This is a genomic window from Couchioplanes caeruleus (genome assembly GCF_023499255.1).
Classification (GTDB): Bacteria; Actinomycetota; Actinomycetes; order Mycobacteriales; family Micromonosporaceae; genus Actinoplanes; species Actinoplanes caeruleus_A.
On sequence record NZ_CP092183.1, the window covers coordinates 3208696 to 3222284 of the forward strand.

General features: G+C 67.2%; 13 protein-coding genes and 1 pseudogene. 3 read left to right on the plus strand and 11 right to left on the minus strand.

The features are described 5' to 3' along the window. Nucleotides 1-210: 210 nt before the first annotated feature. From COUCH_RS15005 to COUCH_RS15020, 4 genes and pseudogenes are all read right to left on the minus strand, one after another. Entirely contained in the window at nucleotides 211-1527 is a 1317-nt protein-coding gene (locus COUCH_RS15005; RefSeq protein ID WP_249612691.1) for an MDR family MFS transporter, read from the minus strand. Beyond that, nucleotides 1524-2648, minus strand: coding sequence for a PLP-dependent cysteine synthase family protein (locus COUCH_RS15010; protein WP_249612692.1), 1125 nt, complete (start codon nucleotides 2646-2648; stop codon nucleotides 1524-1526). The genes COUCH_RS15005 and COUCH_RS15010 overlap by 4 nt, the downstream gene beginning before the upstream one ends. A 658-nt stretch (nucleotides 2649-3306) precedes the next feature. Next, a pseudogene (locus COUCH_RS15015) lies at nucleotides 3307-3588 on the minus strand (methyltransferase domain-containing protein); the annotation flags it as partial. A gap of 354 nt (nucleotides 3589-3942) precedes the next feature. Next, nucleotides 3943-4431 carry a DUF2269 domain-containing protein gene (locus COUCH_RS15020; protein WP_249612694.1) on the minus strand — a complete coding sequence of 163 codons (489 nt, stop codon included), beginning with the start codon at nucleotides 4429-4431 and terminating at the stop codon, nucleotides 3943-3945. Nucleotides 4432-4754: 323 nt separating this feature from the next. On the opposite strand from COUCH_RS15020, the gene COUCH_RS15025 reads away from it, so the two are divergent. The 3 genes from COUCH_RS15025 (at nucleotide 4755) to COUCH_RS15030 (ending at nucleotide 6691) form a co-directional block, all read left to right on the plus strand. Further along, nucleotides 4755-5357: a TetR/AcrR family transcriptional regulator gene (locus tag COUCH_RS15025; protein ID WP_249612695.1), complete on the plus strand. Its 603-nt coding sequence runs from the start codon at nucleotides 4755-4757 to the stop codon at nucleotides 5355-5357. Nucleotides 5358-5524: 167 nt separating this feature from the next. Continuing rightward, complete coding sequence (locus tag COUCH_RS39180) at nucleotides 5525-5938, plus strand: DUF6153 family protein (RefSeq protein WP_430640984.1); 414 nt, start codon at nucleotides 5525-5527, stop codon at nucleotides 5936-5938. Between the two features lie 96 nt (nucleotides 5939-6034). Continuing rightward, complete coding sequence (locus COUCH_RS15030; RefSeq protein ID WP_346015985.1) at nucleotides 6035-6691, plus strand: DUF305 domain-containing protein; 657 nt, start codon at nucleotides 6035-6037, stop codon at nucleotides 6689-6691. A gap of 65 nt (nucleotides 6692-6756) precedes the next feature. Here COUCH_RS15030 and COUCH_RS15035 read toward each other — a convergent pair whose 3' ends face one another. From COUCH_RS15035 to COUCH_RS15060, 7 genes are all read right to left on the minus strand, one after another. Continuing rightward, nucleotides 6757-8046, minus strand: coding sequence for a glycosyl hydrolase family 8 (locus COUCH_RS15035; RefSeq protein ID WP_249612697.1), 1290 nt, complete (start codon nucleotides 8044-8046; stop codon nucleotides 6757-6759). A gap of 1307 nt (nucleotides 8047-9353) precedes the next feature. Beyond that, complete coding sequence (locus tag COUCH_RS15040) at nucleotides 9354-9701, minus strand: histone-like nucleoid-structuring protein Lsr2 (RefSeq protein ID WP_249612698.1); 348 nt, start codon at nucleotides 9699-9701, stop codon at nucleotides 9354-9356. A gap of 157 nt (nucleotides 9702-9858) precedes the next feature. Then, the gene (locus COUCH_RS15045; protein ID WP_249612699.1) at nucleotides 9859-10488 is read right to left on the minus strand and encodes a hypothetical protein; all 630 of its coding nucleotides are present in this window, start codon (nucleotides 10486-10488) and stop codon (nucleotides 9859-9861) included. A 301-nt stretch (nucleotides 10489-10789) separates the two neighbouring features. Further along, entirely contained in the window at nucleotides 10790-12172 is a 1383-nt protein-coding gene (locus COUCH_RS15050) for an FAD-dependent oxidoreductase (protein WP_249612700.1), read from the minus strand. After that, the gene (locus COUCH_RS15055) at nucleotides 12172-12537 is read right to left on the minus strand and encodes a phosphotyrosine protein phosphatase (protein WP_346015986.1); all 366 of its coding nucleotides are present in this window, start codon (nucleotides 12535-12537) and stop codon (nucleotides 12172-12174) included. Before COUCH_RS15055 ends, COUCH_RS15050 begins: the two co-directional genes overlap by 1 nt. After that, a complete protein-coding gene (locus COUCH_RS39025) occupies nucleotides 12432-12845 on the minus strand; it encodes a three-helix bundle dimerization domain-containing protein (RefSeq protein WP_346015987.1) in 414 nt (137 codons plus the stop codon). The genes COUCH_RS15055 and COUCH_RS39025 overlap by 106 nt, the downstream gene beginning before the upstream one ends. After that, nucleotides 12838-13524 carry a helix-turn-helix domain-containing protein gene (locus COUCH_RS15060; protein ID WP_249612702.1) on the minus strand — a complete coding sequence of 229 codons (687 nt, stop codon included), beginning with the start codon at nucleotides 13522-13524 and terminating at the stop codon, nucleotides 12838-12840. Before COUCH_RS15060 ends, COUCH_RS39025 begins: the two co-directional genes overlap by 8 nt. Nucleotides 13525-13589: the final 65 nt, after the last annotated feature.

The window sequence follows — 13589 nt, forward strand, 5'->3', positions numbered from 1 at the left end:
TCGACCGCGAGAGATGCGGGTCGTGGCGGATGGGCACCCTGACGATGCGAGCCGTCGTGCGGCGGTGCCAAGCTGGACGCTAATCGGCTCTCCTGGGTGAACCGGATTGCGGCTTCTTGTGAGGTCGAAGGCTTTGCTCGCCGTGGGTGTCCTCTGGATTGGTGGCGGGCCCGCGGGTTCAGCAGTTCTCCCGCGAGCCCGCCCCGGGTTTCAGCGTGTGCTTCGCTGAGGTGGTGCTGCAGTGTCCACCGTCTGCTCTGCTGCCGGTCTCGTGGCCCGTCCCGCCGGCTCAGCCAGTCGGCCCGCCCTGCTCAATGACCACACGGCATACGCACACAGTGCGCCGGTAGCTGTCAACAGTAGCCACGTCACGGCCGGCGTCTCGTACGTGCGGCCGGCGTCCAGGGCCAGTCCGGTGAGCAGGTTGCCGGCGGCGATGCCGACCCCGGCGATGGTGTTGTAGAGGCCGTAGTAGGTGCCCACGAGACGCGGCCCGGCGAGGCCGACGATGGTGGTCATCTCAAACGGGTACACCAGCATGGTGGCGAGCGTGAGCAGAACGGTGCTGAGCATGACTGGCGCCAAGTACAAGGCCGCGCTCGCCGGGCCGGGTGCGGCCCGACCCATACCGGCGGTGAGCGCCACCGGCAGGAAGGCGGCGGCCATCAGCCACAGACCCCGCACGATGGCGGCCGATGCTGTCCAGCGTTTCTTCGCCCACGCGGTGAGCCGAACCTGGCCGACGACGGTCAGCAGCCCGGAGATCGCGAACAGCACTGCCACACCGGTCTCGCCGCCGGTCACCTCACGCACCCGCATCGGCAGTGCCAGATAAACCTGGAAGTTGAGCACGTACGAGCCGACCATCGCCAACGAGAACAACAGGAACGGCCGGTTGGTGAACACCTGCCGCCAGTCGGCGAGCATGCTGGTCCGCGACTGCGCCGATCGGCTCGAGCGTGCCGGCAACGCACGAGCCTGCATGATCAGCAGCCCTAGGAAGAGCAACGCCGCGACCGCGCACACCCACCGGAAGTCCGCCGCGAGCAGGGCCAGCCCGACCAGCGGACCGATCAGAATGCCGGCCTGGTAGAACACGTTGAACACCGCGAACGCTTCGGTCTTGCGCTCGCCGGCCTCGGCGGCCAGGTAGGCGCGCACGGCCGGGTTGAAAAGCGCCCCGGCCAGACCGGTCAGCAACGACGCGGCGATCAACACGGGCACTGAGGTGGCGAAACCGAGCAGTGCGAACCCGGCCACCCGCAGGCCCAGTCCTGCCAGGATCAGTGGTTTGGGGCCGAGTCGGTCGGCGAGGCTGCCGCCGATGAGGAACATGCCCTGCTGGCTGAGGTTGCGTACTCCCAAGATCAGGCCGACCGTCCAGGCGGCCAACGCCAATGTCCCGGACAGGTACCCGGCCAGGTACGGCATGAGCATGTAGAAGCCGATGTTGATGCTCAGCTGGTTGATTAGCAGCAGCCGTACCGGCCGGTTGAAGGAGCGCACCTGCGCGAGGGTGCCGTTCACGCTGCGTCCCGGGTGGTGTCGGACGCGGGATCGGCGATGTGGGTGCAGCGGGTCCAGCGGGTGGCTTCCCGCTCACCAGGGTGGCCGATCTCGTCCGGCCGGCGGGCCGGAGCCCCGCCGAGCAGGCCGTGGCGGCGGCAATAGTCGTCGTTGTAGATCGTCTCGGCGTAGCGGTGTGGTCCGTCCGGGAACACTGCCGCGATGCGGACGTCGTCGGTCTGCGTCCGCGCGAGCCAGGACGCCACCAGGGCCACGGCGCCGACGCTCCAGCCGCCGGTCACGTATCGCGTGGCCGCCAGCCGGCGGCACGTCCAGACCGCTTCGGCCGGCGCCACCCAATGAACCTCGTCGAAGGCTCCGTAATCGACGTTGCGGGGATGGATGCTGCTGCCCAGCCCTCGCATGAGCCGGGTACGGGCCGGCTGACCGAAGATTGTCGAACCGGTGGCGTCCACGCCGACCAGCCGCAGATGCGGGAAGAACTCACGAAGTCCACGGGCGATGCCGGCGCTGTGACCGCCGGTCCCGACGCTGCAGACCAGCACATCGATGCGGCCGAGCTGGGCGGCCAGTTCCAGCGCGAGCGGCTGGTAGGCGTCGACGTTGTCCGGGTTGTTGTACTGGTCGGGACAGAACCCGCCCGAGTGTTCATCGAGCAGCTGGGCCACGCGATCGCGGCGGGCCTGTTGCCAGCCACCGGACGGGTGCGGCCGGTCGACGATGTCGACGCGGGCCCCGTACGCGGCGAGCAGATATCGCATCGCCGGCTCCATGCCGGGGTCGGTCACCAGCGTCACGGGATGCTCGTAGACCTGGCCGGCCAGCGCCAGGCCGAGGCCGAGAGTGCCCGAGGTGGACTCGATCACCGGTGCTTCGGGCAGAAGATCGCCACGTTCGCGGGCGCGCTGGATCAGATGCAGTCCGGGGCGGTCCTTGATGCCGCCGGGATTGTGGCCTTCCAGCTTGGCCCAGAAACCCCGGCCAGGCGTGCCGATCAGATCGGGCGTCCACACAACAGGTGTGTCGCCGACAAGCTGATCGAGGGAGTGGCAAGTCGAGCCGGAGATCAACTGACTCGGGGCGGGCAGGCGCGAAAGGCGCGCCGACATGACGTCGATCATCGTGTGAGTCGCTTTCTGGGCGTGGGTCACCGGCCCGACGCCCAGCCGATCAGGGCGGCGTCAGGTCAGCGCAGGCAGGAGTGTGGGCGTCGACCACGCCACGGGATGCGCAGCAGCGCAGTGCACGTCGCGGCGGGAAACTCGTCTGAGGATCAAGAGCGAGTGATCGGCGCAGGTCCTGTCACGTCCGGCAGACGCACGTCATCAACAGCAGACTGCGTTGTGGCCTGCACTCCAGGAAGTCATGGGGCGAGCCCAGCCTAGACGCGTGCTCCGGCCCGGAAAGGCACGCTCTGAAAAGTGTCGTTGTCCAGCCGAAATGCGCTGCGGTGCTCGACAGCTCGCACGGATGGCCCGACGCGTGCGGAACGTCGGCAACCCTCTCGACGGCGGACGAGGGCGGGCCTTCAAGATCGGCATACCCTGATGTGGCTTCGGCCGCTACTGAGCCGTGTGACGTCGGTGCGAGGTGCGCTCCGGTGTGATCAAGCGAGGCGGCGCAGACCAGCATCAAGACGATGGTCGAGACGCGCATGATCAGACGGAGCATGTCGCCTTCCGGATCGCAGGCCTTGGGGTCAAACGCGGCAATCGTACCTATCGCCGGAAAGGTCTGTAGGCGGCTCGGAAGTTTGTACCCGTACGGGGCGACGGGACGTCACCTCATGGCTTTGAAGCGGAAGGCATCACGATGCCGGTCGACCACCGCGTCGCGGAACCCCGCACCGTTAAGCCGCTGCGCGAAGCCGCTCGGGTCGACGAGCACCATCGTGTCCCGCAGATGGGCGATGGCAAAAAGCGGTCCCCACCGGCTGCCGCTGCCGGCGAACCAGCCCGCAGGGTGCAGCACGCGAGCGGCCTCGGCGAGCATTTGGTCCTGCAAGGAGCGGGTCGGCACGTGATGCAGCATCGTGAAGGACACCACGACGTCGAAACTCGCAGAGTCGAACGGTTAGATGGGTAGCGTCCGCGCCGTGCACCTCGACGGCGGGCAGCCGCGCTGCGAGAGCCTCAGCGTCCGCAGTATCGATCTCCACGGCGCTCAGCGAGCCGCATCGCGGCAGCAACCAGTCCGTCGTCTGCCCAGGCCCGCTCCCAATCTCCAGCACGCGCGCGCCGGCAAGCGGGATGTCGGCGGTCACCCAGGGCAGCAGGCGTTCGAGATGATGTCGCCAATGCCCGGATCGGCAGTAGCGGCGGTGAATGACGTTCATGGCGGACCCCATCCCTCGATGGCGACGCCACTGAGGGTAAAGGCCACGGCTCGTCAGGAGGGGTGGCCCGCCCGAATTCGTCAGGTGGTGCCGTGGCTCGCCCCGATGGCTCGTCGACTGCGAAGTCCCCAACCCGTCCGTCCGCGCGGTTTGTACACCGACAGCACCAAGGCCACAACAAGCAGCGCGATCGCTGCGGCACCGTGGACCACCGGCGACGCAGACCGGGACACCGCGCCGCCGACCGCACTCGCTCGAGCCAGATGTGCCAGCTCGGCGAGGGTTTGCATGTAGAGCAGCAGGACACCGACCGCTAGGACGTTCATCAGTAGCTTGATCAGCACCCAGTAGTGGCGGACGAGTCCCCATGGCGAGACGAGCGACTGAACCACCCCTGACACCAGGCTGGCCAGGCTCAGCGGGACCAGCGCCGCCCAGCCTAGCGGCTCCAGCACGACTAATACTGCGTTAGTCACCGTCGGGTCGGTCGTGGCCAAGGCAACCACGGCAAGGGCCAGCGAAGCCCCGATGGCGCCCAGCCAGCCCACGGACGTGCCGACATGCGCCACCAGCAGAGCGCGCCGCGCCCCCGGCCTCACGGCCGGGAACCGGCGGAAACCGTCGAGGTGCTCGAACTATGTATCCCGTGCCGGGATGGTCCATGCCCGGACAGCAGAAGGACCACGACGAGCACCACGATGACGGCGCCGACCACGGCGAAGACCTTCACCCACCGCGGTACTCCGTCCTGTTCCCTCTTGGTACGCGGACTGGGCTGATCGGATCTCTCGGGCTCCATGGCTCCTCCTCGTTCACTTACCGCCATTTTGCAAGACAGTGTGTCTTGTTGCAAGACATTATGTCGTGTGACGTCGGTACGTATAGTAAAGGTGTGCCTAAGTTGTGGAGCGAGACGGTCGAGGATCATCGGCGCACCGTGCACGCGGCGATTCTCGACACGACCGCTGCACTGGTGGCCTCTCACGGGATGAGCGTGACGATGTCGCAGGTCGCTCAGGAAGTCGGCATCGGGAGGGCAACGCTGTACAAGTACTTTCCCGACGTACAGGCGATCATGGTTGCCTGGCACGAGCGGCAGGTGAGCGGACATCTGCAGCAGCTCACCGAGGCCGCGGCCAGCTGTACGGACGCCGGCGAGCGCTTGCGCACGATCCTGGCCGTCTACGCCGAGCTCTCCAGTGCCGGTCACGGTCACGACCCCGACGCGCCCAGCAATTCCCATGCTGCAGAACTGGCCGTGCCGCTGCACCAGGCCAAGCATGTCCACCATGCGCGCCGGTTGCTGCACGAACTGGTAACGCAGGCGATCACCGCGGCCGCCGACGGGGGAGTCGCTCGAGACGACGTCCCCGCCACCGAACTGGCCACATACTGCTTGCACGCACTCGGTGCCGCCGGCGAGCTGCGTTCACGGCCCGCGCGTGAGCGCCTTGTTGCTATCACGCTGGCCGGTCTACGCCCCGGTCCCGGGTAGGTCGCAGCTCTTCAGCTGAATCTTGCAGGAAGGATGATCGCCCTGGCTGCCGTCTAACATCGCGCAGCAGGCGGCCGGGGGTCTGGCGGGGCGACTGCGAGCCGCGCGGTAGCGTGGATGGCGTGCAAGCGGCGGATGCGACGAAGCTCGGGCGAACCGCCCGATGGATGTTGCTGTTCTGCACGCTGTTCGGGCTGGCGACGATGCACACCCTCGGTCACGCGGGCATGCAGATGGACTCGCACGCCGGCGGCCCGGCAATGCTGGTCGCCGAAGCGGGCCACATCGCCGATGGTGCGAACTTGGGCTCCCTCATGGATACAGCCGCATCAGTTCCTTGCCCCGATGATCACTGCGGGGATGGGCACGGCACGGGCGGGATGGACGCCTGGACCGTCTGCCTAGCCGTCCTCGGCGGCCTCGCGCTAGTAGTTCTGCTCAGTGTCTTGCTGGTGAGCCGCAGGGGCGAGGCCGCGCGTCGGCACGATGGAAATGCGCAAAGCCGATCGGCCCCCCGGGCCCCGCCGGGATGGCGGCATCAGGGATTACGCGTTGCGTCGCTGGCGGTAATGCGCATATAGGAACGCATCGACCCGGAAAACGCTGCTAGGCAGCCGCCGGGCCCATCGTTCTGCGCACTCACCGTCGCGACATCCGAAAGGCTACAAACCCCCATGATGCACTCTTCTTCCCTGCCCTCTGCTGTGCTGCGCCGAGGCCTGTTGGCCGGCGCTGCCGTCACCGCGACCCTGATTCTGTCGGCCTGCGGCGGCGGAGATGACACCTCGTCCGGCTCGGGCATGGACCACGGCGGCATGGCAACCTCCGCCGCTCCCTCGTCCAGCACGGCAGCGTTCAACGACGCAGATGCCATGTTCGCCCAGAACATGATCAAGCACCACCAGCAGGCGATCACCATGGCGGCTCTGGCCGACTCCCGAGCTGCCAGCGCGGACGTGAAGCAGCTCGCCGGCAAGATCAAAGAAGCTCAGCAGCCCGAGATCGACACCATGAACCAGTGGCTGACCGCGTGGGGCCAGGCCACTCCGGTGCCGAACATGGGCATGGAGTCGGCCATGCCGGACATGGACCACGGCGCGATGCCCGGCTCCATGACCGACGCGGACATGAAGAAGCTGATGGACGCCAAGGGCGCGGCGTTCGACAAGCAGTTCCTCACCATGATGATCAGCCACCACGAAGGCGCGATCCAGATGGCTCAGCAAGAGGTGGCCCAGGGGTCGAACCCTGAGGCTAAGGCGCTGGCCCAGAAGATCGTCACCGATCAGCAGGCCGAGATCACCACGATGAAAAACCTGCTCCAGAAGGTCTGAGGCCCACCGGCGGCCGGGCGAATGTACTCGCCCGGCCGCCGGCTCTCACCGCGAGGCCACGACGGTCAATGGTGCCGGTCGGCGTCGCTGAGGGCGCCCGATGCGGCAACATAGTGCCCACTCGCCACCAGCATGGCCTGCAACTGCACGCTGGCCCCGAAGTAGCTGTCCGGTTCGATCGAGCTACTGGCCATCTTGGTCCACAGCGCGTCCAGCCAGCTCTGACTTCCCGGGTCTGTCATCGCGGCCACGGCCAGCGGGGCCCAGAAGGCCCGCGCTGAACGTGAGCCGAACCGCCCACCAGCCAGCGAGTAGCCCGATCCGACGTTGTCGGGGTCGCCGCCGGCGGTGTCCTTGAACCACGCATTCATCTTCCGGGCCGCCGCAAGAGACCGGGGGTCGCCGGAGACGATGGCGTCGAATCCGATTCGCCATGGTGTCCGGCAGGCGTTATAGCCGTAGTCGCCGTCGCGACTGGACTCCAGGACCTTGCCGTCGGCTGGCTGCGTCCGGCCGTCCTCGGACGTTACGAAGTCCGGCAAAAGGCCCGTACGCTGGCTGTATTTCGCCTGCACTTCCGCGATAGCGTTCAAGTGTGCTTCGCGGATGTCCCCCCAGCCGACGTCACCGGTGGCCTGTTCAAAGGCCCTGAAGTGCTCGAGCATCCAGTCCGACGTCCGCGACACCCCGAACAGCTCCTTATTACCTGCGGCGCTCCAGTCGCCGAGCAGCATGAGCTTGGATGACGGGTTCACCTCGCTCGCCTTGATCGCTGCAATGCGCCGCACCGCCAAAGCTCGATAGTCGTACTTCCCCGAGCTTCCCCAAGCGCGGTCAGCGAGAAGCAGCCCGTACGCGATATCCATGTCGCCATCGGTCGCGGAGTTGGCGCCGGCCTGATCGGCGCAGTCATCGTCCTGCTCGGCGGCCGTGAGATCAGGGTCGTTGGCTGATCGGTGCGCCAGCACAAACTTCACGATCCCGTCGAAGATGCCCTTCGCGCCGGGGTCGAGATCGGCCATGGACACCGTGATGACCATGCCGTAACCCTGACCCTCCGCAACGTACGGGTAGGAGGCGTCCGGTGAGTACACCTGACGCATCCCGGCGCCGCAGCCCTCACGGATGAAAGCGACTTTCCATGCTCGGTAGGCATTCAGTACGGCTGTGTGCTGAGACTCCGGCGACGCGGAAGGCGTGACCATCGCAGCGCGGTACGCCTTGGTCACCGGGGCAGGAAAACGCGTCGCAGGAATCGCGGGATGGTCCGGACGGTGGTTCATGATGACCACGCCGGTGACGACGACCGCCAGGGTGAGTGTTGATCCGAGCGCGATCTTGGTGCACGTTCGCAAAATGAAGGTCCTCTGATGTCGACGGGGGACGCATGCCGTACGACCGTGTAGAGATCGTGTCCATGGCGCGTCAGGAGCAAGCCGCCAGTCGCACCAAGCCGCTGCCGTCGCAGACGCAGCGCGCGGTGCACTGACTGGAATCGCTCAGGCATGTCCTCGCGGCAGCCGCATAAGCGGAGACGCCCATACCGGAGAAGCGAAAACTAGGGGCGCTTAAAGGCGTACGAAGCCGCTCCTATATACGCAGCAACGCTGCGGCGGCGACGGCCAGACCAAGCCCCGCCGACTCTCGACCACGCCCCACTGCGGCTCGGGAACAGGAAGCGCCGGCAGGCGTCGGCCACGCCGGTGAGGCGACCAAATCAGTGGAGCCCGCGTGTGACGTACAGGACCGTGCCATCACGGCATCCTGAGCTGGATCGCACAGGACCTCGTCGCCTTCGTGGTGCGGGGCATGGTGGCCGGAGACGGCGCCGTCGGATACGGCGACCGCTGCCGTTACGGCATGCCTGCCCGCGGAGACGGCTGCGCCGAGCTCGCTGCCGGCATCGGCAAACGGGTCGGGGCCAATGCCGCACAATGCTCCGGCCACCGCCAGTACGCACAACATCCAGCGCAACGCCGAAACTCTGGTCACGCAACCGACGCTAGCCTCAGCGTCCAAGAGCCTCATTCGGGTCTACCTATGGTCGTCAGTCGCTGGCGGCACGTCTACGCAGGCCACCACGCATGGCGCTGCCTGCGCATGCCGCCCACGAATCACCCGATCGAGCGGCGCCCATGGCCGATGTTGCTTACCTAAGTGCCGAGGGTGCTTCCCCGAACCGGTCTGTCGGCCATGGCAGCGAGCGGAGGTGGCGGGGAGGACAGCGAGTGTGGCGAGGATCCGTATCGAACTGCCGCTGCTTGAAGCGCGGACGGATCAGCCCCACTCGTGGGGCTGATCCCCATTGCCAGCCAAATCAGGGTGATGACCAATCGCAGCAGCCAGTCGCCGCATCGAGCAGGCCGCGCGAAGCGGTACGCCGTCAACACGCTACGCGGATCACAGAACTGGAGCACACGTTGATCAACGCCTGGGTTCGGCTGGACCGACTCCGGCCTCGAGGTTGCGACCGCACCATCGACGAGCTCCGTACAACCCACTGCGAGATGCTCATGAAGCAACCACTGGTCAGCGACTAGAACAGGTATGCAAATCCAAGATCGGGGGTATGGGCCAACTTGCTGAAACGCCGTTGCGACTTGAGCGTGGAATTCGCAGCGGCGTCTCGTCCGGCAAGGTCAGCGAACGATCAGCCTAGGGTTCAACGGGTGGCGTGGAACGCCTCAACCACTCCGTTGGGGATCCTGCCACGGTCGGAAACCTCGTGGCCGTTCTTCTTCGCCCACTCCCGGATCGCCTGGTTCTGATCGCGGTTGGATCCGCTGGACTGAGCCGCTGCACCTCGAGAGGTGATGCGTCCGCTTGCCGGCTGCCGGCCAACTCGGACAGCTTTCTCAAGGTACGGGTCAAGAGCCTTACGAAGCTTGCCCGCGTTCTGCTCCGACAAGTCGATGGTGTAGTTCACTCCGTCCAGCCCGAACTCCACGGTGCGATCGGCGTCGCCGCCATCGAGGTCGTCCGTGAGGACGGTGATCGTCTGCTTGGCCATTGAAGTCAGCACTCCCAATCGTCACGGCTCGTTCGGCCGCCGCGGTATTAGCCCCACCATAGTCACTACGTGCAGACAGTCTGTTCAGCGCCACCAGCAATGACTACGTGTGAAAGGCCGAACACTGGTTCAGCATCGAATCGGCCGTATCGGCCGGTCACCGAGCGGAATCAACCGACGTCGGACGCGGACGTACAAGAGGCGGACTTTGCTGACGCCGCTGCTGAGCCACGGCCACCAACGCAGACGCAAAGCCGTTGACCGCCACAGCCGCCGGCGTTCCGAGCCCGTAGACGCTGACGACTCCGCATCGGCGGCAATACCACGACTGCCGCCAAAGTCCGATCGCATCGTCCACCAACGGACCCATCGCCCCCAGGTGACGGTGCCGCGCCCGCAGCACCCAGCCGGCGCCGATCGCCACGACGGCGAAGAACAACACTCCGAACCACGCCATACCGTCAGCCGGATCCATCACCGCTAGCTGAAGGTTCCACAACGCCAAGAGAGCAGATCCACCGAGCCCGATAGCGGGCCCGGTGAACGTCCGCGGCCGCTGCGGCGCGGCCAACGCACGAGCAAGCGCGCTGACCTGGACCACGTGACCTCTGACCGGCACGTCGTAGCCGAATCGTCCGGTCACGCTGCCGCGCACCGTGCCGGTGGAGCGGCCGTCACGCACGACAGCCGGCACACTCGCCAGCTGATCAAGGCGCCGACACCGTAAGCAGCCCGCATTACGTGGCCGTCGCCGTTGCCGCGGCATCTGCGCATCCGTCATGCCCATGCCTCCAGTATGGAACGGCAAGCCGCGATGAACATCCGCTTTACGAGAAGGTCGGGCGACGCTGCACGCATGTCGGTCCTGCAAGATCACCTGCCAAGCACCTCGTACACCGAGGAGTGCAGGCGGCCTTCTCATGGGTGCATTAATGACTTATCTGAATGCGGGTGTTCACCGACATACGAGGGTACCGGAGGCGAGTAAAGGGCTCGGTCGTTCGCCGGACAATCCTTAAAGGACACGCCGAGGATCGGCGCAGGGTCGCTGGTCGCTGCAACGCACGCATCTCGTTGGCGGACGCGTTCTACGCTCGGTTGTCGGTGAGGCCAGCACGCAGCTGACGACGCCAGGCGGTGGTGGCGATCTGGACGGCGTCCCAGGGGCTGCCAAGTGGTGGGGTGTAGGAGAGGTCGAGATCGGCGATGTCATCGACGGTGGCGCCGTAGCTGATCGCGGTGGCGTACATGTCGACCCGCTTGGCGATCTCCGCGCCACGGGCGCCGAGAAGTTGCGCGCCGAGCAGCCGCCCGGTGCGACGGTCGCCGGTGATGCGAAGGTGCACGGGTGTGGCGCCGGGGTAGTAGGCCTTGTGGTCGTCGGCGGTGGTTGCCACGGTGATCGGGTCGAAGCCTGCTCGGCGGGCGGCGGCGTCGCGCAGGCCGGTGCCGGCGGCGACGAGGTCGAAGACCTTGACGGCCTGGGTGCTAAGAGAACCGGCGAAGGTGGCGTCGCCGCCGACGGCGTTGATCCCTGCTACGCGTCCTTGTTTGTGGGCAGTGCTACCCAGCGGGAGGTAGACGTCCTGGTCGAGCAGGCGGTGGTAGGTGTGGACGCAATCACCGGCGGCGTAAACCTCGGGCAGGCTGGTGCGCATCTGCCGGTCCACGCGGATCGCCCCGCGCACGCCCAGCTCGGCTCCCGCTGTGACGGCGAGGTCGACGTCGGGGCGTACCCCGGTCACGACCAGGACGATGTCGCCGGGATGGCTGCCCCGGTCGGTGTCGACGGCCAGTGAGGTGCCGTCGGTGCGGATGGTGTGGACCTTCGTGCCGTGCTGAACGTTCACGCCGTGCTCGCGCAAGTGCTCGGCCAGCGGGGCCGCGAGGTCCGCGTCGATGGTGGGCATGACCTGGTCGAGTTGTTCCAGCAGGGTGACCTGCAGGCCGCGGGTGGTCAGGGCTTCGGCCATCTCCAGACCGATGTAGCCGGCGCCGACCACGACCGCGGACCGTGCCGCCCGTTTCTCCAGGGAGGTGAGGACGGCGAACATGTCGCCCATGGAGTGCAGTACGTGCACGCCGTCAGTGGGGCCGAGGTGCTCGAGGCCAGTGATCGGCGGGAGCGCGGGTAGCGCGCCGGTGCCGACGACGAGCCGGTCGTAGTCCAGGGTCACCGGGCCGCCGTCCGGGGTGGTGGCGGTGACGGTGTGGGCCTGCGGGTCGATGGTGGTGGCGCGGTGTTCCAGGCGCAGGTGCAGGCCAGCATTCTTGAGGTCGTCGGCGCTGCGGTGGGCCAGGTGCCGCCACTGCGGAACGTCACCGGAGACGTGGTACGGGATACCGCAGATGCTGAAGTTCGGGTACCGGTCGGCGACCAGCAAGGTGACCTCAGCGGTGGGGTCGTACTCGCGGGCGGCCAGGCCGGCGCTGATGCCGGCGTCGCTGCCCCCGATGACCAGCAGCCGCATCAGACGGACTGACCGGTCGCGGGGACGTCGAGCTGGTCGAGCAGGGCCCGGACGCGGCGCTCGAGTTCGTCGCGGATCGGGCGGACGTCGGCGACGTCGAGACCAGCGGGGTCGTCGAGGTCCCAGTTCTCGTAGCGGGTACTGGGAAACACCGGGCAGGCGTCGCCGCAGCCCATGGTGATGACCACGTCGGCCGCCCGGACGACCTCGTCGGTCCACGGCTTCGGGTACTCACCGGCGATGTCGATGCCGCGTTCGGTCATCGCCGCGATGGCGGCGGCGTTGATCTGGCTGCCGGGTTCGGAACCGCCGGACCAGGCCGTGGCCCGGTCGCCGGCGAGGGCGGTGAAGAAGCCGAGGGCCATCTGGGAGCGCCCGGCGTTGTGGGTGCACAGGAACAGCACGACGGGTTTGCCGTCGTCGCGGCGGCCTTCCACTTGGCCAGGGCCTGCAGGCGTTGCCGGGCGAAGCGTTCGGCCAGCAGCGGCAGGAAGTTCGGGACGCTGCTCAGGCTGGCGAACTGGTCGTAGCTGGTGTGCAGGAACCGTTCGATGGTCTCCGCGCCGTAGACCCCGGCGAAGTCGCGGCCGAGGTTGACTGCTGCGGTGCGCAGGGCGAGTTGCTGATCGATGGACAGGTCCTGGTGGGCGTACGGCGGGGCAAGGTCAGTCATGGCTGTTCTCCGTGGTGTGCAGGGCGGGGGCGAGGCGTTCGACCCGGGCGGCGATCTCGGCGAACGCGGTCTCGAACGCCGCGTCGGTGTCGGCCGGGACCGGGTCGGGAATCGACCAGTGCAGCCGGGCCCGGTCGGCGAGTTCCTCATGGGCGTTGTCGCAGACGGCGATGACCAGATCGTCATCGCCGATGACGGCACCGATGTGCGCGGTGGCCGTCGGGTCGAGGGTGATGCCGTGCTGACGCGCGACCTGCACCGCGCGGGGATGTATCCGCGTGGCGGGGTGGGTGCCGGCGGACGCGGCGGGCATCCCGGTGCGCTGGTGCAGCAGCGCGGCGGCCAGCTGGGAGCGGGCAGAGTTGCGCGTGCAGACGAACACCACGCGGCGGGTGTTCTGCAGCGCCGCCGGTGCCAGCGCGGCGAGGGCCTCGGGTCGCAGTTGCAGGTAAGTACGCCGCCGGTCGCCCTCGGAGCGGGTACGCACCAGCAGGCCGGCAGTTTCGAGGACTTTGACGTGGTGGGCGACCAGGTTGGTCGGCATGCCCAGGGAGTGGGCGATCTCCCCCGGGGAGGCGTCCCCGAGCGTCAGGGTGTCGACGATCGCCAACCGTGCCGGGTCCCCGAGCGCGGCGTGGATCCGCGCGCGCCCCTCAACGGTCATTGCGTCAGTACTCATTGAGTCAATGATGACTGAGCTAGATGAGGGTGTCAATCACGAGCTGGGTCGCACCCTGCGCGTCG